The organism is Daejeonella sp. JGW-45, from assembly GCF_029360805.1.
Lineage (GTDB): Bacteria > Bacteroidota > Bacteroidia > Sphingobacteriales > Sphingobacteriaceae > Daejeonella.
The window spans coordinates 277,360-303,593 of the sequence record NZ_JARKNC010000008.1 but is presented as its reverse complement, the minus strand read 5'-3'; the positions used below and the strand labels follow the sequence as shown (position 1 = coordinate 303,593).

22 protein-coding genes are annotated in these 26,234 nt (G+C 44.5%); 10 read left to right on the top strand and 12 right to left on the bottom strand.

What is annotated here, in order from left to right; genetic code table 11:
• Nucleotides 1-44: 44 nt before the first annotated feature.
• The 5 genes from P2W76_RS10860 to P2W76_RS10840 form a co-directional block, all read right to left on the bottom strand.
• Complete coding sequence (locus P2W76_RS10860) at nt 45-3,329, bottom strand: SusC/RagA family TonB-linked outer membrane protein (protein WP_276347853.1); 3,285 nt, start codon at nt 3,327-3,329, stop codon at nt 45-47.
• 387 nt (nt 3,330-3,716) lie between these two features.
• Nucleotides 3,717-4,604 (bottom strand): SMP-30/gluconolactonase/LRE family protein, encoded by an 888-nt coding sequence (locus tag P2W76_RS10855; protein WP_276347852.1) that lies wholly within the window; start codon nt 4,602-4,604, stop codon nt 3,717-3,719.
• 75 nt (nt 4,605-4,679) lie between these two features.
• Nucleotides 4,680-5,183, bottom strand: a complete 504-nt coding sequence (locus P2W76_RS10850) for a VOC family protein (protein WP_276347851.1) — start codon at nt 5,181-5,183, stop codon at nt 4,680-4,682.
• A gap of 120 nt (nt 5,184-5,303) precedes the next feature.
• A complete protein-coding gene (locus P2W76_RS10845; RefSeq protein WP_276347850.1) occupies nt 5,304-5,531 on the bottom strand; it encodes a hypothetical protein in 228 nt (75 codons plus the stop codon).
• 17 nt (nt 5,532-5,548) lie between these two features.
• Entirely contained in the window at nt 5,549-6,049 is a 501-nt protein-coding gene (locus P2W76_RS10840) for a DinB family protein (RefSeq protein WP_276347849.1), read from the bottom strand.
• Between the two features lie 247 nt (nt 6,050-6,296).
• Here P2W76_RS10840 and P2W76_RS10835 point away from each other — a divergent pair, with 247 nt between their 5' ends.
• The 3 genes from P2W76_RS10835 (at nt 6,297) to P2W76_RS10825 (ending at nt 8,671) form a co-directional block, all read left to right on the top strand.
• Nucleotides 6,297-6,875, top strand: a complete 579-nt coding sequence (locus P2W76_RS10835) for a YbhB/YbcL family Raf kinase inhibitor-like protein (RefSeq protein ID WP_276347848.1) — start codon at nt 6,297-6,299, stop codon at nt 6,873-6,875.
• Nucleotides 6,876-6,914: 39 nt separating this feature from the next.
• Complete coding sequence (locus P2W76_RS10830; protein ID WP_276347847.1) at nt 6,915-7,679, top strand: SDR family oxidoreductase; 765 nt, start codon at nt 6,915-6,917, stop codon at nt 7,677-7,679.
• Nucleotides 7,680-7,813: 134 nt separating this feature from the next.
• On the top strand, nt 7,814-8,671 hold the full coding sequence (locus tag P2W76_RS10825; RefSeq protein ID WP_276347846.1) for a fumarylacetoacetate hydrolase family protein: 858 nt from the start codon (nt 7,814-7,816) through the stop codon (nt 8,669-8,671).
• Between the two features lie 188 nt (nt 8,672-8,859).
• Here the strand turns inward: P2W76_RS10825 and P2W76_RS10820 are convergent, their stop codons facing one another.
• Nucleotides 8,860-10,263, bottom strand: coding sequence for a putative oxidoreductase C-terminal domain-containing protein (locus tag P2W76_RS10820; protein ID WP_276347845.1), 1,404 nt, complete (start codon nt 10,261-10,263; stop codon nt 8,860-8,862).
• Between the two features lie 183 nt (nt 10,264-10,446).
• Between P2W76_RS10820 and P2W76_RS10815 the strand changes: the two genes are divergently transcribed.
• Entirely contained in the window at nt 10,447-11,583 is a 1,137-nt protein-coding gene (locus P2W76_RS10815; protein ID WP_276347844.1) for a glycoside hydrolase family 18 protein, read from the top strand.
• Nucleotides 11,584-11,588: 5 nt separating this feature from the next.
• Here the strand turns inward: P2W76_RS10815 and P2W76_RS10810 are convergent, their stop codons facing one another.
• Nucleotides 11,589-12,491, bottom strand: a complete 903-nt coding sequence (locus P2W76_RS10810) for a serine hydrolase (RefSeq protein ID WP_276347843.1) — start codon at nt 12,489-12,491, stop codon at nt 11,589-11,591.
• 71 nt (nt 12,492-12,562) lie between these two features.
• Between P2W76_RS10810 and P2W76_RS10805 the strand changes: the two genes are divergently transcribed.
• The gene (locus P2W76_RS10805) at nt 12,563-14,047 is read left to right on the top strand and encodes a M14 family zinc carboxypeptidase (RefSeq protein ID WP_276347842.1); all 1,485 of its coding nucleotides are present in this window, start codon (nt 12,563-12,565) and stop codon (nt 14,045-14,047) included.
• A gap of 53 nt (nt 14,048-14,100) precedes the next feature.
• Here the strand turns inward: P2W76_RS10805 and P2W76_RS10800 are convergent, their stop codons facing one another.
• From P2W76_RS10800 to P2W76_RS10790, 3 genes are read right to left on the bottom strand one after another with little or no spacing between them, the layout of a single operon-like run.
• Complete coding sequence (locus P2W76_RS10800) at nt 14,101-15,084, bottom strand: glycosyl hydrolase family 18 protein (RefSeq protein WP_276347841.1); 984 nt, start codon at nt 15,082-15,084, stop codon at nt 14,101-14,103.
• 13 nt (nt 15,085-15,097) lie between these two features.
• The gene (locus tag P2W76_RS10795) at nt 15,098-16,135 is read right to left on the bottom strand and encodes an N-acetylmuramoyl-L-alanine amidase (protein ID WP_276347840.1); all 1,038 of its coding nucleotides are present in this window, start codon (nt 16,133-16,135) and stop codon (nt 15,098-15,100) included.
• A gap of 10 nt (nt 16,136-16,145) precedes the next feature.
• Nucleotides 16,146-17,441 carry a D-alanyl-D-alanine carboxypeptidase gene (locus P2W76_RS10790; protein WP_276347839.1) on the bottom strand — a complete coding sequence of 432 codons (1,296 nt, stop codon included), beginning with the start codon at nt 17,439-17,441 and terminating at the stop codon, nt 16,146-16,148.
• Between the two features lie 122 nt (nt 17,442-17,563).
• Here P2W76_RS10790 and P2W76_RS10785 point away from each other — a divergent pair, with 122 nt between their 5' ends.
• Nucleotides 17,564-18,694 carry a P1 family peptidase gene (locus P2W76_RS10785; protein ID WP_276347838.1) on the top strand — a complete coding sequence of 377 codons (1,131 nt, stop codon included), beginning with the start codon at nt 17,564-17,566 and terminating at the stop codon, nt 18,692-18,694.
• A gap of 8 nt (nt 18,695-18,702) precedes the next feature.
• Entirely contained in the window at nt 18,703-19,518 is an 816-nt protein-coding gene (locus P2W76_RS10780) for an aminotransferase class IV (RefSeq protein WP_276347837.1), read from the top strand.
• Between the two features lie 86 nt (nt 19,519-19,604).
• Here the strand turns inward: P2W76_RS10780 and P2W76_RS10775 are convergent, their stop codons facing one another.
• Both P2W76_RS10775 and P2W76_RS10770 read right to left on the bottom strand, forming a co-directional pair.
• Entirely contained in the window at nt 19,605-20,054 is a 450-nt protein-coding gene (locus P2W76_RS10775; RefSeq protein WP_276347836.1) for a YhcH/YjgK/YiaL family protein, read from the bottom strand.
• 69 nt (nt 20,055-20,123) lie between these two features.
• On the bottom strand, nt 20,124-21,149 hold the full coding sequence (locus tag P2W76_RS10770; protein WP_276347835.1) for a sugar kinase: 1,026 nt from the start codon (nt 21,147-21,149) through the stop codon (nt 20,124-20,126).
• Nucleotides 21,150-21,366: 217 nt separating this feature from the next.
• Here P2W76_RS10770 and P2W76_RS10765 point away from each other — a divergent pair, with 217 nt between their 5' ends.
• From P2W76_RS10765 to P2W76_RS10755, 3 genes are all read left to right on the top strand, one after another.
• A complete protein-coding gene (locus tag P2W76_RS10765; protein WP_276347834.1) occupies nt 21,367-22,029 on the top strand; it encodes a bifunctional 4-hydroxy-2-oxoglutarate aldolase/2-dehydro-3-deoxy-phosphogluconate aldolase in 663 nt (220 codons plus the stop codon).
• Between the two features lie 150 nt (nt 22,030-22,179).
• Nucleotides 22,180-24,951, top strand: a complete 2,772-nt coding sequence (locus P2W76_RS10760; protein ID WP_276347833.1) for a PKD domain-containing protein — start codon at nt 22,180-22,182, stop codon at nt 24,949-24,951.
• A gap of 166 nt (nt 24,952-25,117) precedes the next feature.
• A complete protein-coding gene (locus tag P2W76_RS10755) occupies nt 25,118-26,134 on the top strand; it encodes a type IX secretion system membrane protein PorP/SprF (RefSeq protein ID WP_346429831.1) in 1,017 nt (338 codons plus the stop codon).
• Nucleotides 26,135-26,234 lie beyond the last annotated feature (100 nt).

The following is a 26,234-nucleotide window of genomic DNA, read 5'->3' as shown; positions in this document are numbered from 1 at the left end:
TTTATTGGAATTAGCAGTATCAGCTGCGGTTAATCTTTCTGTAATTAAAACTTAACGGTTAGGTTCATGCCGAACGTACGCATGGATGGCAACTGACCGATTTCCACTCCCGGCAAAATTGTAGAGCCGTTTAAGGCTGCAACCTCAGGATCGAATACCGGGAAATCGGAGATCAACGCCAGGTCACGTCCGTAAAACGCAATTGATGCATTGTTGAGTTTTAACTTCCGGGTAAATTTTATTGGCAGGGCATACTCTAAGCGTACTTCACGCAACTTGATGAACGATGCATCGAACGAGTTAGACTCGACATTTGCGCGCCTGTAGTAATCACCATAGTAAGTAGCTGGAGCTACTTTTGTGGTGTTTGGTGTAAACGTACCACCAGCTCCGGCTACCACGCCGTCGCCTATAATAAATCCGTCTTCACGACCCGGAAGGCTTTTCTTAAGTTTACCCTGCTCCATCATTTTGTGATGAGTTTGAGAATAGATCCTGCCGCCGTACTGTCCGTCGAACTGGAAGCTGAACCGGTAGTTCTTATACTGGAATTCGTTGGTTAAACCACCTCTCCAGTCTGCGTAGGCTTTCCCAATATACTGAATCTCAGCCGGACGTGCAGGCAGGCCTGCCGCTGTATAAACGATCTTTCCTTCCGGTGATCGCACGAAGCCAAAACCGTATATATCGCCGGTTGTTCCTCCGACGCGGGCCTGGATAGTTGCGTTTCCGCCATAGCCGATATCCTGTTTATCCGACAGGCCTTCTGCTAATTCAAGTACCTCGTTATTATTAGTAGACCAGTTAACAGTGGTAGTCCACTGGAAGTTCTGGTTGCTGACCGGCTTACCGCCCAGTAAAACCTCAATACCTTTATTTCTAACCTTACCAGCATTTAATACCGCTCTCGAATAGCCGGTAGTGGGATCGAGCGGTACGTCCAGGATCTGGTTCTCTGTTACGTTACTGTAAAGGGTAACATCCATTGTAAATCTTGAATTAAACAGGTTGTATTCCAGGCCTGCCTCATAGCTGGTGGTTATCTCAGGTTTGAAGGTTGCATTATGTAATGTTGTAGGTACCGATGCCGAGCCCGGGAATTCACTGATGCCATAATACTTACTTGTTTTATATGGATCTGTATCATTTCCAACTTGTGCAGCAGATAAACGAAGCTTTGCATAAGTAAATGCTGCCGGAAGCGTAAACATCTCGTTCAGAATAAAGCTGGAACTTACCGAAGGGTAGAAGAACGAGTTGTTCTGTACGGGCAGTGTGCTCGACCAGTCGTTACGTCCTGTTATATCGAGGAAGATCCTGTCTTTCCAGGCAAGGGAAGCAAAACCATAGACACTGTGAACCTTTTTATTCAGGTAATTTGTGCTCATCATCGGACTGCTTATTCCGTTGCTTAGTTTGTATACACCCGGAATAATAAGGCCGTCTACCGAGCCGTTAACGCCGGTATAGCGGCGGTTCAGGGCGTTGGCGCCTGCAGAAACGCTGAAATCGAAATCCCTGGAAAGCCCGGTTTTATAAGTCATTAAGGCATCAGTATTTACCTCAAAATTGAAGATGTTCTGCTGTCTGAGGTAGCCGCGGCCAAAATTGGCCGTGCTAAACGGACGGCGTTGATCGCGGTCTTCATTGGTCATATCCATACCAGAGCGGAGCATGATGCTGAACTTGTCGGTGACATCATAAGTGGCCTGGATGTTACCAATGGTTTTATAATTATTGACTGCGTTCGTCATTTCATGGGCAATAAGGAAAGGATTGTCAATGAAGCTACTGAAAGGGTGGATCTGGTCAACCTGGAACTGGCCAGGTTTCCATATCGGCCGGTACCAATCCAGATCAACGTTTGGATTCTGGAATATCATGAAATAGGAGATCGACTGGTTGTTATAACCCGTGGCAGGAAGGTTATCACTTTTCTTGTTGGTGAAATTGACCTTCGTGGCAAGCCTCAGTTTAGACGAAAGTTTGTAGTTAAGGCTTAAGGCAGCTGTGAGTCGCTCATAGCCCGTGTTTGGCATGATCCACTCATTTTTAGAATGGGTAATTGAAGCACGTGCTGTTGCCACGTCATTTCCGCCATCAAAAGAAAGGCTGTTGGTTATTGTCGACCCGGTGCGCCAAAAACCGGTTACGTTATCTGTATGCGGCACCCAGGGAAGACGGGTTGCTGATTGTCCACCCAGTACAGGGTCATATTGAAAAAAAGACTGGCCATTGAACTTGGGGCCGAATGCGCTACTCGTGCCGGAGGTGCTTGCACCATCAGCGGAAGCGCCATATGAATAATACAAACTACTGGCCGGTCTGATGGTGGTACCGGTTCCCTGCCCGTATTCGTGCTGGTAATCAGGCCATCTTAAAACATCGTTCAGGCTATAGTTTGTATTAAGTGAAATGCCAATGCCCTTATTTCGTTTGGTGCCCGATTTCGTGGTGATGATAAGTGCGCCGTTAGCTGCACGGCTTCCGTAAAGAGCGGCTGCGCTGGCACCTTTCAGAACCGTAACGCTTTCGATATCGTCAGGGTTAATGTCCGAAATTCCGTTTCCGAAATCCACAGGTACATCATTTCCTGATCCTGCACCGTAAGCACTGCTCACGCCGGAAGAAGTTAATCCTCCGCCAACAGGCACGCCATCAAGAACGATCAGAGCGCCATTGTTATCAGAGTTCATGGATGTTTCTCCGCGTAGTATGATCTTGGTTGAGTTTAATGGCCCGGATCCAGGCGAAACCACGTTAAGGCCGGCAACTTTTCCTGACAGGGCTCCAACCCAGTTGTTTGAACGGGCATCGTTAAGGGCGTTTTCTTTCAGCGTTTGAGTTGCAAATCCAAGCGCTTTCTGCTCCCTTTTTATACCCAGGGCCGTAACCACCACCTCGCTCAGTGCATTGTCTGAACGGGTAAGACGGATCGAGATGTTATTTTCGCTTGTACTAAATACCCGGGTAAGTGTTGTATACCCTATCATACTGAAGCTCACCGTGGTGCCGGATGGGATGGTTATACTGAAATTACCATTCAGGTCTGTTGTGCCGAGGCTCCTCCGCTGTGCATCTGTAATGCTTACCCCGATCAGGGTTTCAGCATCGGTATTATCGGCAATTGTACCCTTCACGCTGATGTTTTGCTGGGCCATCAGAGCGTCTCCGGTGAAAACAGAAAGGGCGAACAGCAGCATAGCCACCCGGATTGCAAACTTTCCCGGGATCTTCAATACCAGGTCGGCCAGTAGATTCTTCAAAATGTTTGACAAATCTGAGCTTCGCCTTAGCTTACCGAAACGTTCAGTAAATCTTTTGTTCATAATAGGATCATTTAGGGTAATTAAATAAGATATTTATTTCGTTTTATTTCAGGTGTCAGTAAAACACTAACTATTTTATTATTAAATGTTTCGATTGTGCCTAATAAATAATAAAACGAAACTATAAACAAAATATTAGAAAAGGAAAAAAACTTTTAATTTTAATATTGAGTTAATATTGGCGGGTGTATTTCCCGGTTTTGCCGGATTTAGGAAAGTTTAATTAACAAAACTTTAACAAAATAATAAAATATTGGTTTTCCGGCAGAGGCGGGTAAGTAAAGATAGTTATTTATGTTCCTGACTTGGCCGGATGACAAGACCATTTTGAAAAAAAAAGATTCCGGCGAAAGCCGGAATCTGAATTATTGCTGCTTGAAATAAGCTTTATTTGACTTCGTAAGCTACTATAGTATTCTTAAAGAATGTCGGTACGTAAACAGTTTTAGAATCTTTGTCGAATCCAATATCTGCGGTATTCTTTTTCTGGGCTTTAGTATCGAGGAGTTTCTCTTTGCTGCCGTCTGCATTGATGTACCAAATCAATCCTTCCCAGCATGAAATAAGGTAATCATCGCCTGATACATTTTCAAGCCCGTCGGCGTTCCCGTCAAGACCATCCACGATCTGGGTTAGCGATTTATCGGCATTTACTTTATGCATTGCCTGGTTATCAAGCACAAATATATCATCCCCGTTAATGTATAAGCCATTAGGACCGTTAAGTTTGTCGAGGAAAACCTCAGATTTTCCGTTCTCAAAACGAAATACCTTTTTCCCCGGCGAGTCAGATACATACACAACACCTTTGCTATCTACTGCTATATCATTTAAGCCAGTGGCGCCTGCGAAAGGAACTTTCTTTTCGATCTTACCCGACGCAATGTCTATGATAACGAGGTTTGTCAGATCCGCAGCATATAATTTCCCATTATACATGCCAAGGCCCTTGGGCGCATCCAGTCCGCTTACCCAATCAGTAGCAATGATCTTTCCGTCCATTCCCACTTTTCCTATCGAGCCCTTGCCATCGGCGCCCCATGGATCCTGTCCATCGATATTGCTTACATAAAGAACGTTATTTGCTTTATCAACTAAAACGGCTTCCGGTACCTTCATCAGGCTGTCGGTTTCCCATTTCAGAACAAGCTCATATTTTGAACTATCCGATACAGTTGTGGAATCAGATGCGCCCGTTGTTTTTTGAGACGAGTTGTTACACGCCGAAAACAAGATTCCGGATGCGGCCAGGAACAATAGATTTTTAATTTTCATGCTTTTAGGTTTTGGTGATTTTAAGCGAATTTAAGAGTTAATACCGAAAAATATTCCAGTATTTGAAGTAAAGACTCATTCTTTACGGTTAGCCGCATCCTTTAAAGCTTGAATGTCAATCTTTTTCATCTGGAACATCGCCCGGGTAGCTCTTCGGGCTCTTTCCTCATCTTTATCCATAATGAGATCAGTGAGGATAGTTGGCACTACCTGCCATGATACCCCGAACTTATCCTTGAGCCAACCGCATACCTGGGCTCCAGGGTCACCGCCAGCAGATAATTTGTCCCAATAGTAATCAACTTCCTCCTGGTTATCACAATTAACAATAAATGAAATTGCTTCATTGAATTTGAATTCTGTTCCGCCATTAAGCGCCACAAATTCCTGGCCTTCAATCCAGAACTCGATGGTCATGACGGTGCCGGGCTCTTTTTTATGGTATTCCTGGCCTTCTTCGGTGTAATATGTCCTGCGACCAATTTTAGCGTTTTTAAAAACGCTCATATAAAAGTTTACAGCAGCCTCAGCATTGCTGTTAAACCATAAATTGCTGGTGATCTTTTGTGTAATTGCCATATGCGTTTTGTTTTAGTGAGAAAATTTAGCCGCAAGCATCATACCATCAGGTAGTCGATGCTTTGTATCCAATGTTCGTGAAATACACCCCGCTTGAAGTGGAATTTCAGGGCTTCATACTTATGCAAGATTATCCTCCAGGATCTCTGCAGTGAAGCCCGAGTATGATAATAAGGCGATGACGCTATCCGAATCTATCGCTGCTTCATCGCATTTAATCCTCATAATGCGGTCGCAGTCTTCAAGATCGAAATTGACCATGTAGCTTTCAAATACACTATTTATCAGGTTTACCAACCACGCCGCTTCGTCCTGTCCTTTTACATTAGTTTTAAAAACTTCTATCATGAAACGGTCGGATATTGTTACATATATTTCATGGCTTCATAGCCAAGAAGCCTCCGCCATAAGGCGATCTGACCAATGCAGTTTGCTTCTCTGTACGAAACAAAGGTTATCATGTCAAAAAGCGGGAACTCCATTCCGGGCATGTCGATGTTTTTATCGAGCCGATCATCATCGGCATTGATCAGTAATTCACGGAGGATGGGGCTAATCTCATTCCAGTCTTTTCGAAACTGATCCAGCGACGGATAAGCAACACCATCTTTAATCCCCTGATTATCTTTGAACAAATCACCTGCCTGCTGATTATACTTTTTTTCTCCAGCCAGATCATTAGCAAGTTCATATCTCTGCTGAACCAGGCTCCCCGCCAGCCAGGCAATGTGATTAGCTTTTGTACCGAGACGTGAATGTGCGTCCTTGTCTGAGATCCCGTCGAGTGCGCTAATGAAAAAGGTGGTCTGCATATCGTATAAGGCCGGGATAGTAGCCATTCTGCTGCTTTTAGTCTTTGCTTCCATGTTTTCCAAAATTGTTATATACAAATTTAACTGAAATGCAGCCGATACCGGGGGGTAAATAAGACATTATGAAGGGTGAATTGCGACATTCATTTTTATTATGTGTGATATGTAGGGAATTTTTATAGAAAACATTGGAAAACGCCTGTCTTATACCTATTTTGCTACCATTATTGAAAGTATTAGCAAGTAATCATGAATATAAGCTTATGCAAGCTTCACAACCCTTGAAAACTATTATACATTGATGAAAAATATATTGATCGTGCTCCTCTCTTTTGGGACTTTATCGTTAGCGAGGGCACAAGCGCCCGCTCCTGCATCTTTAATGTCGCTGTCGACCACAGCTTTTGCGGATGGCGCTATCATTCCGGTGAAATTCAGCCAGGCGGCCCCGGGAGCTGCGCCCGGGGAGGGTACTTCACCGGCCCTGAAATGGTCGGATGTTCCGGCAGGCACGCAAAGCTTTGTACTGCATATGCACGACCTGGATTTTGTACGCAATAAAACAACAGACGATCAGGTGCATTGGCTGGTATGGAATATTCCCGGAGATTCAAAGGGCTTGCCCGAAGGTCTTCCGAGGGGAGAAACCCTGCCTGACGGGAGTTACCAGATCAGTGTTACCGGCCAGGTTTACCGGGGGCCGGGCGCTGCCGCTAATGGCCCGCTTCATCATTACATGTTTGAACTGTTCGCGCTCGACACCAAGCTGGACGTTAAACCAGCTGGAGATGCTTTTGCAACCCGAAAGGCTGTGATGCAGGCAATGGAAGGTCATGTACTAGGGAGAGCAGCTTATGGCGGAAGGTTCCGGAGGCCATAGGACAGGAATACAAAATTTAAAGAACCAAAATACAAATACATGTTTAGCTTAAAAGGAAAATCAGCAATTATTACAGGCGGGGGGAGCGGAATAGGAAAAGCCATGTCGATCTTATTCGCGGCGCAGGGTGCGCATGTTCACATTTTAGAACTCAGCTCAGAATCGGGAGCGTCGGTGGCCAATGAGATATCATCGGCGAATGGCAAAGCTTCTGTTCATGCTTGCGATGTTGCCGATCAGGCTAAGGTGGTATCGCTATTTAAAGAGATCGGTAAAATAGACATCCTCGTCAATAACGCAGGGATAGCTCATGTAGGAAAGGCAGACAATACCGCGGCGGAGGATTTTGACCGTGTATATAATGTGAATGTCAAAGGCGCGTATAACTGTCTGTTTGCAGCCATTCCCCTGATGAAGCAAAATGGCGGTGGGGTAATACTGAACCTGGCATCAATTGCTGCAGTTGTTGGCCTGTCAGACAGGTTTGCGTATTCGATGAGTAAAGGAGCGATTTATGCAATGACCTTGTCAGTTGCTAAAGATTACCTTGCTGATAATATCCGGTGTAACAGTATTTCACCGGCCCGGGTCCACACTCCTTTTGTGGATGGGTTTATTGCAAAAAATTATCCGGGCAGGGAGGATGAAATGTTTGAGAAGCTTTCTAAAAGCCAGCCAATTGGCCGCATGGCAAAACCTGCTGAAGTGGCTTCAATGGCTTTATACCTGTGCTCGGATGAAGCGGGTTTCTTAACCGGCTGCGATTATCCGGTTGATGGCGGGTTTATCAAACTGAATACCTGATCTTAGGTAACGGGAGACCAGAGGGCTGGGCACAGCAAGAATTTAAACAACAGGCAGAAAGCCTTTTTATTTATAGTCAGATCTGCACAACAGGTCAAAAATGGCGGGTCATACCGCTAAAAATTTAATTGTTTATGAAATTAATACGATGGGGTAATCCCGGCAAAGAAAAAACAGGAGTTATTATTGATGATGTTAAGTACGATACTTCATCTTTCGGTGAGGACTACAATGAGCAGTTCTTTGAAAGCGATGGCTTGAAAAGACTGGAGGCTTACCTGGCTGGTAACCAGGGCAAGTTACAACCTATTAGTGACAGTGAGCGGCTTGGCGCACCATTTGCACGTCCGTCCAAGATACTTTGTATCGGCCTTAATTATGCTAAACACGCTGCTGAAACCGGGGCGGCTACACCAATCGAGCCGATCTTATTTATGAAGTCTACCACGTCCCTGATCGGGCCTTTCGATGATGTAGTCATTCCTAAGAACTCAGTAAAAAGCGATTGGGAAGTTGAACTCGCTTTTGTGATCGGTAAAAGGGCCAGTCATGTTTCTGAGGAAGAAGCGATGGATTATATTGCAGGTTATTGTTTACACAATGATGTATCGGAGAGAGAGTTCCAGTTGGAAAGAGGGGGTACCTGGGATAAAGGCAAGGGGTGTGATACGTTTGCTCCTATGGGGCCTTTTATGGCAACTGCCGATGAAATTAAAGATCCCCACAATTTGAGGTTGTGGCTTAAGCTTAACGGTAAAATATTGCAGGATAGCAATACCGACGATCTTATTTTTAATATACCATTCCTTATTTCTTATTTAAGCCAATTTATGACTCTTCTACCGGGAGATGTTGTTTCAACAGGTACGCCTGCCGGCGTTGGACTGGGCTTAAACCCTCCAGTCTTCCTTAAAGACGGTGATGTGATGGAACTCGGTATTGACGGGCTGGGAGTGTCAAGGCAGAGTGTTAAGGCCTACGTTAAAAATTGATTTGCCTCTGTATTGTCTGATATCTGGCTCGACAGCAATGATATAGTTAGTTATTCGCTGCGGCTCCCTGCCTGAAAACCAACCGGTTCCTGATCAAGATGATCACGGGAAGGTGTTCAGGCAGGGTCAGCCGGCCGCGGCAACATTTTTGGACTGGCCCTGCTGAGGGTCTGCCAGGTTGCTTGTTACTACTGATTCCTGATTCCGGGCTCTTTTTTAGCCTTCTTTAAGGCCTCTATAGTGGTATAATATTTCGCCAGCATATTCGGGGCTTCCCACACGGGCATTTTTTTGGCCTGGATATACGACAAGGCAACTGCGGCCGAGTTTGTCCTTTGAATTTGACCCGGCTTTACTTCCCACTCCTTACTTCTTTGTATGAACTCTGTTCCCGGGTACTTTTGCTGGAGAATATGTTGTGCGGCCAGCAGCGACTTTTCAAATAAAGCAATATCACTATCTGCGTGTGGGCGGATATATAACGTAGATTTATACTTTTCCTCGCGGCCCTGCCGGATCTCCAAATTAGCTTTTGTACCTCGCATCAAGGAATAATGAGTGTCGCTGCTGCCCGGGGGCTCTTTGTAGTTCCAAAGCACCGTAACCTTTGCGTGGATGCCCTTTAGCGTGTAATTCATTTCGCCGTTAGAATATACCGAAAGGATACTGTCTTTCACATACTTTTTGAGATAATCCGGATAGTTTTCTGTTTTGGTGACCAGTCGGAATTCTGAGGGACTTAGCGTCGACGGCCATTCCCTGGAAGAGAGAACCTTGACATCAGTTTGGTAGTTCAGTGGTTTTTCCGGGAATGCAAGCCATTGGTTCAGGTCTACGAGGTGAGTGCTTACGTCAACGATACCATGTCCCTGCTGCTCGACATCGAAGAACCATGCCGGCCGTACAGATGTCTGCCCCGCCGGGCCCTTAAGGTAATGATGCAGGTTGGCCTGGATCAGGGCCGGGTTTTCTTGTGTTCCTTTTTGCAGTGTGCCGAACAATTCGGGTATTTGGGAGAGTTCTTTTTGTAGAATATTACTGACCGCGTAACGGAGGTCCATCGGGTCAAAAAGTACTACCTTGTTACGTTCGGTTATTTCGAAAGACTTTTTTAGCGACTTGAAATCCGTGATAGCCATGGGCTTGTCGGCGATAACGTGAAAACCAGCTTCGACGGAGCGCATAATATAATTCGATTTTTTGCTGTTATTACCTGATATGAGTACTGCGTTTCCCTTTTTGTCGGCCAGCATTTTCTCCAGGTAATCGGCACCGGTATATAAAACGAGCTTCCAGTTAGTAGGGTTGTTTGGCCGTTTATTCGCTCGTTCGATGGCGCTCATATATTGTTGAACATCCGGTCCGGCAGGCGCATAAATATGCACTTCGGGATCGATAGCCGGGTTCATTGAGCCTTGCATAAACGTTGCATGGCCATGGCCCGGATCAAGTATTATAAGCTTTAATGTAGCCTGAATGCTTTTTGTGCCGGTCGGAATTGTTATAAAACTGCTGACTGCGATCATGACCGCGGAAAGAACTATCGTAAATGTAATTCTGTTTCCGGGGGTAAATTTTAAATGTTTGCTCATAATTGGATGTATCAGGAATGAAAATAGGAATTATAATCTAAAAGGCAAGCTATTCATGCCTTTGAACTGTGTCCGATAGCAACGTCAATATATTGTGACATGAATTAAATGGGACAATTTGTATATTAGTTTATACTGTTCTTAGGTACAGGCCATTAAATTATAGCATTTAAGGATCTTATTATGGTAAAAAAGTTACTTCAATCATTTCTTATCGTATTGCTGCTTCTTTTGTCAGGCGGCGGCTTTTCTCAGGTAAAGAAAAAGAAATATATAGTCAACGGCTATGTGGGGGGATACCGGGGCCTCGTTAACACCGAAGAGATTGATGCCGGGAAACTTACTCATATCAACTACGCATTTGTGAATGTGAAAGACAGTATGGCATTTCTAACAAATCTTAAGACAGATTCTACCAACTTTCGCAAACTCAATGAACTGAAGAAGATAAATCCCGATTTAAAGATCGTTCCGTCTATTGGTGGCTGGGCATGGAGCGAAAATTTTTCAGATGCTGTTCTGACACCTTCGTCAAGAAAAAAGTTTGCTAAAAGTAGTATAGATATAGTACGGCAATACAACCTGGATGGCGTAGACATAGATTGGGAATACCCAGCCATGCGTGGAGAGGAAGGGAATATTTACCGGCCGGAGGACAAACAGAACTTTACCCTGATGTTCGAGGAGATCCGCGCTGAGCTTGATAAATTATCAGCAGAAACAGGCAAAAAGTATCTGTTGACAGCTGCAGTGGGCGGGTCGAAGTCGTTTGTGAACAATACAGAGATGGATAAAGTCGGTAAAATACTAGACTACATACTAATTATGACTTATGACTACGGAGGCAGATCGGTATCTCACCATACTAATCTTTATCCAGCAAAAGGCCAGGTGGGAGGGAGTTCCGCTCATCAGTCTGTTGTGGATTTTATGGCAGCCGGTGTTCCGGCTCACAAGATAGGACTGGGGGCCGCATTTTATAGTCGCAGCCGCGAGGCGGTAACTGCAGAGAACAATGGACTACTTCAGGCTTCAGTAAGCGGGTCTAAAGCTGTTGCTGGTCAAGGCGGGGGGTACACTAAAATGAAAGATGAATTTGTGAATCAGAAAGGCTATAAGCGGTATTGGGATAAGGCCGCGCAGGCACCATACCTTTTTAATCCGGAGACAAAGATATTCTTAACTTATGATGATGAAAAATCCATTCAGAAGAAAGCCAGGTATATTAAAAGGAACAAGCTGGGAGGTATATTTTTCTGGGAGTATTTCAGTGACCCAAAGGAATATTTGCTAACGAAGATCGACCGGGTACTGCAGTAGGATCGTTACTTCTGATCCCCAACGAAGTAGTCATAGATCATCTTGCTCACATTTGCCATCGCCGCGATGGCCGCTTTGTCATCGGTTATTTCTTTCGATAGCAGTACCAGTGTGTACTTTCTGCCATCAGGAAGATAGACGATCCCCGCATCATGGTTTATCCCTGTGATCCAACCGGTTTTATGAGCCACTTTTACATTTTTTGGTAAAAGAGCGGGGATCTTGTCGTTGAAGGCCTGGTCAAACAGAACGTTGACCATCGCCCGGGATGATTCTTTGTCTACGATTTTCCCTTGAGCCATCGCATTAAATATCAGCATCTGGTCGTAAGCCGTGGTGGTGTTATTCATTCCTTTACGGAAAGCTTTGCTATCTTCAACGCCCCTGAGCACCTGGATGTCGTTTGCTCCCATTTCACGCATCGTCTTATTTACATTTTGAGCACCGACCAAATCAATAATGATGTTCGTCGCGAGATTGCTGCTTTTAATGATCATCAGGTAAAGCAGATCATAGACAGGAAGTTTCATCCCTATTTTGGAATAGAGCACTGAGTCGCTATCATCGTTCTCATTCAAAGAATAGAGGCTTCCATCCACGATGCTTTTGAATTCATTTTTTACAAGTATGGGCTCGTTTATTTTAAACTTTCCCATTGCAGTCTGTTTGTATGCCTCGATCAAAACCGGGGTTTTCATGGTACTTGCGGCATGAAAGCTAACCTTTTCGTTAATAAGGATTTCTTCCCCGGTTTGCAGATTCTTGTATGCGAGCGCAAAGGTCCCCTTTTGTCTGGCGAATTCGGCTCGTATTTGTTCTTTAAGGTGTTCCGGGTCAGGCCCAGGGTTTCTTGTTATTGACATCATTGCCGAAAGGGTGAATAGGATTGCAGATAAGAGGATGCTCATAATTATTTGATATAATTAAAGATACAATTGTATTTTTATCTGATAAAATTGCTTTAACACTTAGACCCGTCATGAAAATCAGACTGCTGTTATTATTCAACTTGTTATTTGTTACCACACACTTCGCCATGTGCCAGAGCGCTGCAAAAAACAGTGTGGCGGTGGAAAAAGCATGGGAACAGTATGATAAATACAGGGAACCGGCAATAGTCAACCGTTTTATGAAGCACAGTGAAATGCTTCCGCTTATAGAGAAGCATGTAGCTTCGAAGTTTTTAACTAAGGAAGAAATCGGCAAATCGGTTCGGGGAAGGAGCATTAATCATTTAATGGCAGGACGTGGTAAAACAACCGTGATGTTATGGTCACAGATGCATGGTGATGAGTCGACGGCAACCATGGCCTTATTCGATATATTTAACTTCCTGAGTTCTGATGACGATAATAGCGAACTGAGAAATCTTATACTCGATAATCTTGAGCTCCATTTTGTGCCGATGCTGAACCCGGATGGCGCACAGGCATGGAGAAGGCGGAATGAACTTGAAATAGACATCAACCGGGATGCCCGTATGTTGGTTACACCGGAGGGTAATGCCCTAATGTCGCTTGCTAAAAAGCTTAAGCCCCAGATCGGTTTTAACCTGCATGATCAGAATTATCTCTATTCTGCCGGCCGCTCCGGTAAATCTGCTACTATTTCATTCCTTGCACCTGCATATAATTACGCCAAGGATATGAATGATGTTCGGAGAAGAGCTACACAGATCATTCTTTCCATGAATAAGGCTTTGCAAATCAAATCTCCGGGTAACGTGGCAAAATATAACGATGATTTTGACCCGCGGTGCTTTGGCGATACCTTTCAGGGTATGGGAATCTCTACTATCCTGATCGAATCAGGAGGATACTATCATGACCCGGAGAAGCAGTATATACGCAAACTCAATTTCCTGGCTTTACTTACCGCATTCGAATCGATCGCTAAGCAGTCTTATGAACAGGAAAACATCAAGGATTACGAGGCTATTCCTGAAAATGAAAACGCCCTCTATGATGTTTTTGTAAAAAACGTACTGATAACTAAAGAAGGCAGAGAGTTTAAAACTCATTTAGGTGTCAACCGTTCTCAGATCCGGGGACCGGAGAATGCAAGCATGTCATACAGCGGCCGTATTGCCGAACTGGGCGACCAGGAACTGATATTTGGATACGATGAGATCGACGCCGAAGGATTAAAGTTCACACCCGGCAAAATTAAGAGCATGACCAGAGCTGAATGGGATAGACTAAACCCGCAGCAGGAATTAGATCTTATGAAGGCGGGTTATCTTTTTGTTAAATGGTCGGACGGTAAATCTCCTGCCGGAGCGATAAAGGGCAGGCTGTTGAATCTGACGAGCAGCAACCAGAGCCCTGTGCAGACGGCAGGCGTCGGACAAAGCGCCCAGTTTCTTCTCACGCGGGACGAAAAGCCGGTCTACGCAGTTGTGAACGGGTATAAAGTTGATTTGAGCCGGCCGGCGAAGGTTTTGGTGAATACGATGGGGTATTAGATACGAGAAGCGAGATGGGAGAAACGGGAAACCCCGCATCTCGTTTCTCGAATCTACCTGGCGTAACCGACCTCATTGATCAATTTCAATAATGATTGATCACCCGGCGCATCTCCCAGTATTTGCCAGATCATTATTCCTGAAGCTTTCTCTTTTGCCAATTGAACCTTCTTTTTCATGGTTTCAATACCATTATAGTACATAGTCTGTCCGCCAGGCATGGTCACCTGATCTGAATTTTCGGATCCCGGAAAGTTCTTTACAATTTGGCCATAATTCATGCTGGAGGGCTTGGATGTTAAATCGGGTCCAAAGCCGTAGCCATAAAATCCTACACCCAGTACAATTTTCTTTTTAGGGATCTTCCTATCCACCCTGAAGTAATTTAGATCTGCGACTGCATGATCGTAAGTGGAGTGCGGTCCCGGCTTAGAAGGTGTCCAGGGCCCGGTATGATCGTAACTCATAAGGTTGACGAAGTCGTACTGCTTCAAGGCGCGGTCGCTGGGCTGATCTTTATAAAATACGGCTATGGCTGACGTTGTAAGTTTTTTCTTCGCTTTGAGCGCCTTTTTTAGTTCTATGACAAAAGCTTCGTAGTTTTCGTCGATGTCTTTGCCCTCAATGTCTACATCGATCCCATCGAAATCATATCTGACCGCTATATCTACGAGATCACTGACGAATTTTGAGCGCCTATCATCCCGAAGGAGCTTATGGTAATACTCATGTCGGCCACCGCCGGCAATGGAAGGAAGGACTTTCACTCCCCGGGCATGGGCTGCTTTAACAAAAGGTACCAGGGGGGAGAGGTCCTGAGTGAAATTGCCCGAGGTGTCGGGATTAAGGAATGATAGGTTAACATGCGTTAATTTATCAAACGGAACGGTCTTTAGATCAGCATTCATTGCAGATCTCAGGGAATAATACCCAACTACCCTGAATTGTTTCTCTTTGGCGCTTTTCTTATTTGACTGGGCATTTGTGGTCCAGATTGATAGAAGTATCAGCACCAGTGCCAGAAGTGATCTTGTCATTAAGGGAAATAATTTAAGGTTTTACAGGATAAAATTCCCGTACCCGCGTTTCCTCCTGGATCGCCTGCTCTGTTTTCCCAAGCTTACGAAGCAAGGCAGCCCGGTTTTTATGGCAGTCTCGTGCAACTGGCGAATCCGGAAACGATTTTGCGGATTGGGAGAAGAGGTCGTAAGCTCTTTGAAGTGATGCTTCGTCCTTGTTTTTCATTAGGACTTTAGCCTCCTGGTAATCCTGCATCCAACGACGTGCAACGGGGCTCATGCGTTCTGCTTCCTGGAGCGTTTGAAATTGCGGTGGAAATTTCGACTGGGATTTAGGCAGGATCTGCGGAACGGGTTTCGTAAGGAATGCTTCCATGGCTTGGGCATAGGCAATGGCCTCGTTGAGGTTATGCTCTTTTTCTTTCAGGCGGCTTTCCTCAGCGGGGTTCGTAAAGAACGAGGCCTCTGCCAATACACCGGGTATGCCATACGAGCCTCTGAGTACAGAAGCGCCCTGTGCCGAGAATATGGTAAAATCAGAAACAATGCTTACCGGAGTTTTCTTCTTGTACATGTATTTAGCCAGGTTTTTCGCCAGATGCCTGCTGAACTCTACGCTGGCTGCATTCTCGGAAGCAAGCCCGTGGTAATAGATGATAGGGAAGTTTACAGCTGGGTCAGCCGTTGCATTATGGTGAATAGATACAAAAAGATCAGCCTTGTTATCGACCGCCATTTTTGAACGGGCGGCGAGCGGGAAGGTCACGTCTTCACTTCGGGTGAGAAGCACCTTAGCGCCTTTTTCTTCCAGCAAGCTTTTTAGGAGGATTCCTACCCGCAAATCGATCCATTCCTCCCGTTCGCCGGTAGGGCCTTGCCGGTAACTGTCGGTTGCGGCAGAACCGCCGTGGCCGGGATCAATTACTATTACCTTACCTGCCAATGGCAGCGTTTTCTGGGCGTATGAGCTTAAAATGAAAAGTTGAAGGAATGCGAATGACAGTGCTGTCGTCCTTATCATTCGCTGTAAATTATCAGATGAAAGCATTTTAATTAGATGATGGTTCATTTACAGGATTTTAATACTTTTCACGGATCAGGGTCATGATGCGGACCATTTCATTACTCACATCGGCAGAGGGAATCAGGAAATTATTATTCATAAAGGAATAAATGAATTTCTTTCCTTTGCGGGTTACCAGGTATCCACCTTGTATCCGCACGTTAGAGAGGGTACCGGTTTTGGCCCAAACGAAAGGAACGCCATTGTCTGTTTTGAACGCCGTGCGTAAAGTGCCGCTTACACCGCCCACAGGGAACATGTTAAGTAATCTTTGCTCATCGTTAACTTTGTCACGGGTCTTGATCAGCATTTTTACAATGGATCTCGGACTGAAATAGTTGCTCCTTGACAGTCCCGAGCCATCGCGCCACTGAAACAGGTCGGGCAGATCGGTCAGATAGTTTTTTGAACTGTGCTGTATAGCCGCTTCCACGCTTAATTTACCGGGAAGGGTGGAGGAGCATAAATAAAGTATTTGTTCTGCAAGATAGTTGTCGCTGGGCAACATCATCCTTTTGTAAAGTGAGTCAGCGCGAATGCTGTAGATCGTCTTAGCCTCAGCAGGAAGGGCCATACCAGTTATATTGACGGGTTTGCCAAGAACCTCAGTTAAAGTTTGCTGGGTTAATTTTGCGCCTGGTACCAAATAAACAGTCTGCTTGAAATTCGCAGGCACTGGCATGGCCGGATAGCTGAATGTATTTGTTCTCTCATCCCGTCGCACGGAGAATGCACGCGGATGATAGGACGTATCGAGCCTCAGAAATTCGTTTAAGAATTCAGGTTTCAGCCGAACTTTTCCATCAGGGCCAGCATAAGCCTGGGCAGTGTTTTCACCAACAGGCAGTGACACCATTGCTATCGTATAGATCGCCGAACCGGCAAAATCTGTACTTGCATTGCTGTGTGAATAGAAGAGCTTCTTATCAGAGTTCTTTAAAAAATCATATACCCTGGTGGATTTAAGGTCGGGGTGAAGCATCGAAGGGTCGCCCGTACCCCAGAATATCAGGGAATCTCCGTTTGTGATGTAGCGTAATCCCGGAATGGAGTCACCGAGCATGTTTAAGGCCGTATATAACGTTATAATTTTAGTGTTGGACGCTGGTATCGCGGGTTTATTCGCGTCCAGTTCATATATCATCTTGTCTTTTGCAGGATCATACAAAGCAAAGCCTGTATAATGGTTGTTGACGATCTCAGAAGCTTTGAATATCTTTTCGATCTTCCTTTTACTTTGAGCATTTACCTGGCTGAACGCAGTAGCGCAGAAAGTCAGGATTAGAAGTTTGTTTAGGGTTCCGGGTTTCAATTTCGGTTGTTTTAAGATGCAATATACTTTTCTATCTGCTAAAATAAAATACCCTGTCCGACGGGTAACAAAGAGGTTTTAGATTTCCTTTCAGAGTCCGGATTATTCATTAATATTGTGTGATGCAAAGATGTTTCTTTTGTGCACTGCTTTTACTTGCGTCTCTTTGCGGTTTTTCGCAGGAAAGAGTACTTCCACGTACTCTCGGTCTAAGAATGGGAGTTTTAAGTGCGGGTAAACTGAACGCCATAACTGATGTTCCGGGTGTGAAGGTGGGGCAGGAAACGATTATCAAAGGCGATTCCATACGAACCGGTGTAACAGCTATAATACCTCAACCGGGAAATATTTTTCAAATGAAACTGCCTGCTGCAATATTCAGCGGCAACGGATTTGGTAAGCTTGCCGGTAGTACGCAAGTGGACGAATTAGGTAACCTCGAGACTCCGATTATTCTGACGAATACCCTGAGTGTTGCTGCGGCGATGGAAGCTATAGTAGACTATACATTATTTCAGCCGGGCAATGAAAATGTACGGTCGGTAAATGCCCTTGTTGGCGAGACCAACGACAGCTATCTGAACGATATTCGCGGAAGACATGTGACAAAGTCGGACGTACTCAGGGCGATTCAGAAAGCCAGCGAAGGCCCGGTATCACAGGGGAATGTTGGAGCCGGTACAGGTACCGTTTGTTTCGGTTTTAAAGGTGGTATTGGTACATCCTCAAGAAAGCTGCCTCAGGGTTTGGGCGGGTACACTGTCGGTGTTCTGACCCAGACCAATTTTGGAGGCGTCTTGCAGATCGATGGTGTTCCTGTAGGAGAGGAGTTAGGAAAATTTTCATTCAGTGATAAACTTCTGAATAATGCTGACGGCTCTTGCATGATGGTAGTTGCTACTGATGCGCCACTTGACGCACGTAACCTCGAGCGATTGGCCAAAAGAGCTTTTATGGGCATGGCAAAAACCGGCGGTATCGCATCCAACGGGAGTGGAGATTATGTAATCGCATTTTCAACCGCAGCTCCCATCCGTATTCCGCATCAGCCTCAGTCGCCCTTGTTAAAAGCGGAGTATTTACATAATGATTTTACTTCCCAGTTATTCATGGCTGCCATAGAAGCAACGGAAGAGGCTATTATTAACTCATTGTTCGCTGCTACGTCTATGTCCGGCCGGTCGGGTAATTTTGTTGAGGCATTGCCGCTGGATAAAGTTGTTCCTATATTAAAAAAATATAAACGTTTATAAATCTGACCATGTACGTTCTGGTAAATGATTCAATAATTTCACAGGAGGAAGCTACCTTAAAGATCACCGACCTATCCATTCAGAGAGGCTACGGGATTTTCGATTTCTTAAAAACAGTTGCCGGAAAGCCAGTTTTTCTTGAGGATCACCTGGACCGGTTTTATAGTTCGGCTGAACAGATGCGCTTGCCGGTTAAGCTCAGTAGGAATGATCTGACTGCTCAGATTACCGCACTTCTGGATAAAAACAAGTTGTCAGACTCCGGGGTAAGGATCACATTAACCGGTGGGTACTCGCCCGACGGTTTTAATATAGCGTCTTCGTCAAATATTATCATTACACAGCAGGAATTTGAGGTCAACCGGGACTTTGAGAAGTCAATCCATCTGATGACATATGACTACCAAAGGCAGTTTGCTTTGGCAAAGACGCTTGACTATTTAAAAGCAATATGGCTGCAACCTGTGTTAAAGGAGGCCGGTGCTGATGATATTCTTTATCATGATAATGGTATGCTGCGGGAATGTCCGCGGGCTAACTTTTTTCTTATTAATGAAAAAGACGAGATCCTAACTTCGAAAACCAATATTTTGAAAGGCGTTACCCGTAAGCATATTCTCCAGCTTAAAACAGGAAATTTTAAAATAGAAGAGCGCGAATTAACAATGGACGACCTCCGTCATGCGAAGGAAGCATTCATCAGCAGCACAACAAAAAATATTTTGCCTGTTACTAAAGTTGACGGTAGGGTTCTCGGTGACGGTACACCCGGCCCAGTTACCAGGGCACTGATGGCCGAGTTCGACCAATATGTGTATGGATGAAAAGAACAAGGAATAAGGACCGAACTTCCGGTTAACCGGGGATTTGTCTTTGTTCCCTATTCCTTGCTCTTTATTCCTTTATCCGACTAGGCTTTAACCTTAATGATCATCTTTTTAACCACTCCGTCAGCAATCATAGGAGCATGAACATCTTCAGGAAAGAAGATCGCAAATTGATTATCGTTTAGCGTGAAGTGCATATCAGGCGCGTCATTGAAAAATAACACGTCTTTTTCTATATTATATTCCTCTTTTGGGTTTGAACACGTGCTCCGGGGGCGCCATCCGATGATTTCAGGGCCTGTTATACAGAGCTGAATATCAATGTTGTTATTGTGGCATTCAAATTTCGATGCTGATTCTTCAGCAGTCATACCTTCTTTTTCCGCAATTACGCCTTTCAATCCTTCGCTGATATCGAATTTGCTTACTTCGATTGATTTGAGGTCCTGGGTTTTGATGTATTCGAATGCCTTCTGAAAAAGAGGGTGAACGCTATAGTACCTGGCAGCGTTATCAAGGGTATCTATGATCATTTTATTTGTGTTTAACTACATGCTTAAGTAAAAACCCACCTATTTTAGGTAGGTGGGCTCTTTTATAAATTATCTCTGAACACGTCCGGAGCCGTCGCCTCCAACCAACGCTTTTACATCGGATAGTGTGGCATGGTTAAGGTCGCCAGGAATGGTGTGTTTCAAGGCTGATGCAGCAACGCCGAATTCAGCAGCATCAGACATTTTCATGCCGGTTACCAATCCGTAAATGAAACCACTGGCAAATGAATCTCCGCTACCTACACGGTCAACGATACGAACTTCGTATTTCTTGGTTCTGTAGAATTCAGAGCCATCATAAACCAAAGCAGACCATCCGTTATCGGATGCGCTGTGGCTTTCCCGTAAACTTGAAGCAACGTATTTGAAGCCAAATTTTTCTTTAAGCTGCCGGCAAACATCTTTATAACCGTCAAGGTTTAATTCTCCCTTAGTAACATCAGTACCTTTGCTGGTAAAGCCTAAACTGTCGTGCGCATCTTCCTCATTACCGATACAAACATCAACATACTGGCAAAGCCGGGTCATTACCTCTCTTGCTTTTTCTTTGCTCCAAAGCTTTTTGCGGTAGTTAAGGTCTATACTTGTGGTAATTCCTTTAGCTTTTGCGGCCTTTAGTGCTGCTTCAGTTAGTGCAGCGGCTCTATCGCTCAAAGCCGGTGTGATACCGGTTGTATGGAACCAGTCGGCTCCTTCGAAAATAGCGTCAAAATCAAACTCAGAAGCATCGGCTTCAGAGATTGAAGCATCAGCACGATCATAAATGACCTGAGAAGCACGCATGGAAGCACCGGTTTCCAGGAAATAGATACCTAACCTCTTACCACCTCTGGCAACATGCTGGGTATCCACACCATAACGACGAAGGTGGTTGATCGCTGACTGGCCTATTGCATTGTCGGGCACTTTAGAAACAAATGATCCGTTTAAACCATAATTACAAAGCGCGGCAGCAACGTTTGCTTCACCGCCACCATACGTTACATCAAAATTGTCACTTTGTACGAATCTTTTGAAATCAGGAGTCGATAAGCGAAGCATTATTTCTCCAAGGGTTACGACTTTTTTGGCCATTGTTATTCTGATATTTTAAGTTGAAAAGAAGGTTTGTTAATATCCCTAAGGATTTAACAAAAATACATTAAAGGACGGTATTTGAAAGTTTCAGATATCAATTCATGTAATAACTTGAAAATTGTTACTTTAATGGAGATGTCAGGTCAGGTGATAGACATTTTACACAAATCTTTTCATAAATTCGCTACTTTAGTGGCTCAAACATAAATGTCACATGAGTAAGAAAGCAGAACTTTTAAAATTAATACCTGAACAAGGGATTTTACCTTTATATTTTTTTAAAGACGAAGATACAAGCGTAGAAATACTAAGAGCATTGTACAGTGCAGGGATACGTACCGTTGAATACACCAACAGGGGTGAGGCCGCGCTGGCGAATTTTAAGAAGATGCGTTCTGTGATTGACGCTGAAATGCCGGGAATGTACCTGGGCGTGGGCACGATCAAAGATGGTGCGATGGCGCAGACTTTTATTGACGCCGGAGCTGATTATATTATATGCCCGGGGTTGGTTGAAAGTGTAGCCGAGGTGTCTAATAGACATGACATTCTTTGGGTCCCGGGCTGTATGACTCCAAGCGAGATCATTAAGGCTGAAACTTTAGGGGCTAAAATGGTAAAACTATTCCCGGGAAACATTCTGGGGCCAGGATTCATGTCGGCGATCAAAGAGTTATTTCCCGGACTGTTGTTTATGCCAACAGGAGGCGTGGAGCTCGATAAGGCTAATATTGAAGGCTGGTTTAAAGCGGGAGTTTGTGCCGTTGGAATGGGGAGCAAATTGGTCAGTAAAGATGTAATGGAAAATAAAAAATATACTGAGCTGACAGCTTCAACCAAGGAAGCGTTGGGAATTATAGCATCTCTGAGAAAATAGTCTTTGCTAACAGATAGGAAAATACCGGGCAGCTTACTGTCCGGTATTTTTTTTTGATTAACCTGGAGATTTTTAAATAATACTAACAGCTCTTAGGTTGAAGAACGTATCTTACATATAACGACAGGATGATCTACCGAAACAATTTAGATGCGCATTAGGATTACACACAAATTTATACTGTTAATCAGTTTTATAGCTGCCTTTCAATATGTTCGGGCCCAGGGTATTTCAAATGAAGGGACAGAATTTTATGCGGTTTTTCCCTCGCATGTCAATGCACCGGATTACGTCAATAATGTGCTGGTGAGAAATAACTTCGCCGAATATTCAATTTTTATTACAGGGAAACAGCCTTCTTCGGGTGTTGTATCTGTAAATGGGACTATAATCCCGTTTAATTTGCTCCAGGGTAATTCTGTGGTTGAAGTAAAAGTGCCACGTGCCGCAGCTTATATCGATCACAATGATCAAAAAACGGTACTTACCAACAGGGCTATCAGAATTATAGTAGATCCTGGGAAACCAAAGGTGGTGGTTTATGGTCACATATTTGCCGGCCGGCGCTCGGCGGCCTCACTTATTCTTCCGCGGGAAGCATTGGGCCAGCAGTATTTCTCTATGAACTACCAAATAGGCCCTGCGGCGGGCGGATCCTTAAGCCAGAATCATATTGTTGTCGCTGCTGTGGATCCCAATACACGAATCTTTTTTCAGGATAGAAATGGTACGGATCTGGTTCCGGGAGGAGTGTTTTTGCCTAATGCCGGCGATGTCTACGAATTTTTATCTCCCAACGACCTTACAGGAACTAAAGTGTTCGTCGACCCTTTAACCTCTGCATGTAACAAATTCGCTTTATTCTCTGGTACTACCAACTCTAGTGTTGTGTTGCCAACGTCGTGTGTAGACGCCGGGAATGGTTTCGCCTCATCGGATCCCCTGTATCAACAAAATTATCCTGTTGAAAGCTGGGGAAAAAGTTATGGGTTCATTCCCTTCAGTTCGATCAGCGCCGGTGGAAGTAATGTAAGGACTAATGGTAATTATGTCCGGGTGGTGGCTAAAGAGGATAATACAAAAGTGGTGTATAATGGAACTGAGGTTGCAACGCTCAATGCAGGGCAGATGTATACTACCCCGGGGCCGGTAACCGAACCAGCATATATAACTGCTAATAACCCGATAGCTGCCGCGCAATACGCTCTCAGCGTAACCTGTGCCGGTGGTGTCGGCCAAAATAGCGATGCCGACATGGTTATTATGAATCCTATTGAATATAATATTAAAAATATAACACTTTATTCTTCTCCCAAGGAGGCAATAACGGAACAGTATATTAATGTATTGATCAAAACGATCGCTGTTTCGTCGTTCAAAGTGAACGGTGTAACACCTGCACAAAAATTTACACCGTTAAAAGGTGCTCCAGGCTATTCTTATTTGCAGCTGAATCTTAATTCATATAACACAAATAGTTTTAATCTATCGGCCAGTGAAGGTTTTAATGCAATAGCCTACGGCTTTGGATATGCGGAATCTTATGCTTATTCAGCGGGAACCAACCTGGCTTCGTCTCAGTCCGTGATTGCAGTAAAAACAGATACCAAAGAGGAAATTATCGCTGCGTGCAGTAATCAGGACTTTAACGTGAAAGTGACGCTGACATCCCCGGCGCTGAGCCTTTCATGGCAATTCGCGGAAGGTGGAAGTTTTGAGGAACAGACAATTACCACGCCGGTAGCGGGGGTAGTGCGAAATGGAACAACTTATTATGATTACTATTTCCCCAGGCCTGTTTCATATCCCACAGCCGGAGTTAAAATCATAAAAGTCATTGCCAAGTACCCATCGATGGGTGGCTGTGCACTAGGGGAGCAGCAAATAGATCTGAGTCTGGAAGTGTATGACCCGCCAGTACCTCGGTTTAAGACGTCAACTAATTTCTGTGCATTGACGGAAATACAATTTACCGATCAAAGCGAGGATAAGGGAGATCCCATCACCAAATGGCGTTGGGATTTTGGTGACAATGGAACCTCCGAAGAGCAAAATCCTGTTCATGTTTTTGCTGCACCCGGTAATTACGTTGTAAAACTTCTTGTTGAAAATTCCATTGGCTGCCAGGCGGTGGCTTTTGAACAAACGCTGACTATCGGCACTGTACCTAAAGCGGCATTTGCCTTTACGAAGCCGGGGTGTACGGAATACGAGGTAACTTTTACCGACATGTCGACAATAGATGCCGGCAATATTGTTAAATGGAGTTGGAGCTTCGGTGATGGAAGCCCCAAAGTTGATAATACAAGTAACTCAGGCATCAGGCATGAGTATGTGAAAGGTGGGGATTACCTTGTGTCGCTAACAGTTACAAGTGCAACGGGTTGTGAAAATAGCATTACTCAAACCGTTACCGTTCCGGCTCCTTCATTGGACATAGGGGAGGATTTGACAATATTGCAAGGTGGTTCCTTTACCTTTAATATCAGCGCGACGGGAACCAACCTGAGGTATAAATGGAGCCCTTCCGCCGGATTGGACCGGGATGATATCAGGAATCCGACAGCTACTCCTACGCAGGATACTCCATATACCCTTACCATCACAACAGAGGAGGGCTGCGTGATCACAGACGATATTTTTATCAAAGTCGTTGAAAAACCGATCATTCGTAACACGTTCACGCCTAATGGGGATGGGGTTAACGACCTGTGGCTTATCGATTATCTTGAGAGTTATCCTGAGGTACGGGTTGATATATTTAATAGGTTCGGTGTCAAAGTATATGCTTCAATCGGATATACAACACCTTGGGATGGAAATTCAAATGGCAGCCAATTACCTGTAGGAACTTATTATTATGTGATTGATCCTAAAATGGGCCTGCCGGCTTATACGGGGTGGGTTACTATTTTAAGATAGAACAACCTGCAGAACATTTTATTACGTATGTCTGTTTGAAGGGGCTGGAGCAATAATTTGTACATTAGTATTTACATAAACGATAAAAGCAGTATATAATGTTAAACATAGGTTTGTACATTACTAAACTTATTAATTAGAAGGTAGGGCTGGCGGTTAAATAGCAATGATGAAGAGATTTATATCGGTATTACTACTTATGGGCTTGCTTCAATTTGCTGGCGCACAGCAGCGGCCTCAGTATACTCAATATATCTTTAATAACTATATTTTAAACCCGGCAATATCCGGTATCGAGAATTACATCGATGTTAAAGCCGGGTACAGAAGTCAATGGCAGGGTCTCGACGGTGCTCCTGAGACCTCATATATATCGGTTCATGCGCCTTTAGGAAAGAACTTTCTTTACGGCACTTCGACTTCGGTACCGCAGTCTGGAGGCACTAATCCCAATAGTAGGAGTTATGTACAGACCTACATGGCTTCTGAGCCTCATCACGGGGTGGGCTTTCATGTCGTGTCGGATAAAGCAGGACCAATTACGAGGACGGATATAAATGCCACCTATGCCTACCATATGGGGCTGAGTTCAAATGTTAATTTGTCGCTTGGTGTAGCTGCCGGGGTTTCTAAGATATATCTGGACAGGTCCAGGATTGTTCTTGAAGATCCCAGTGATATAGCAATAGGAACTGGCGACTACAACCAGTTGAGGCCCGATATAAGTGCCGGGGTTTGGCTATATGGTCCCAGGTATTTTGTGGGAGCTGCCGCTCAGCAATTATTGTCTACTCCTATCAGTTTCAGTGATGATGAAACTTACGACCAGGGTAAGAAAGTGCCGCACATGTTTATCTCGGCCGGATATAAAGTTTACCTCGGGGATGATTTTGCTGTTATGCCATCAGTCATGGTCAAAATTGTTTCTCCGGTTCCCGCATCTGTCGATGTAAATCTAAAAATGGCCTATCGGGATAAATTCTGGATGGGGGGCAGCTATCGTAAAGATGATGCATTCGCAGCGATGGCAGGGTTTAATGTGGGTTCTTTTATGAATATCGGATATTCTTATGATTTTACTACTTCTGGTCTAAATACGGTGAGTAATGGGTCACATGAGATCGTGTTAGGCGTGTTTCTAAATAACCGGTATAAGGTTAGCTGCCCGCAGAAGAGTTGGTAATAAAGTTGAAAGTTGAAAGTGAAAAGTTGAAAGTGGAGAGGTGAAAGTGGAAAGGTGAAAGCTGAAAACTGAAATTCGTAACTTTCGGCGGCTGGTGGTT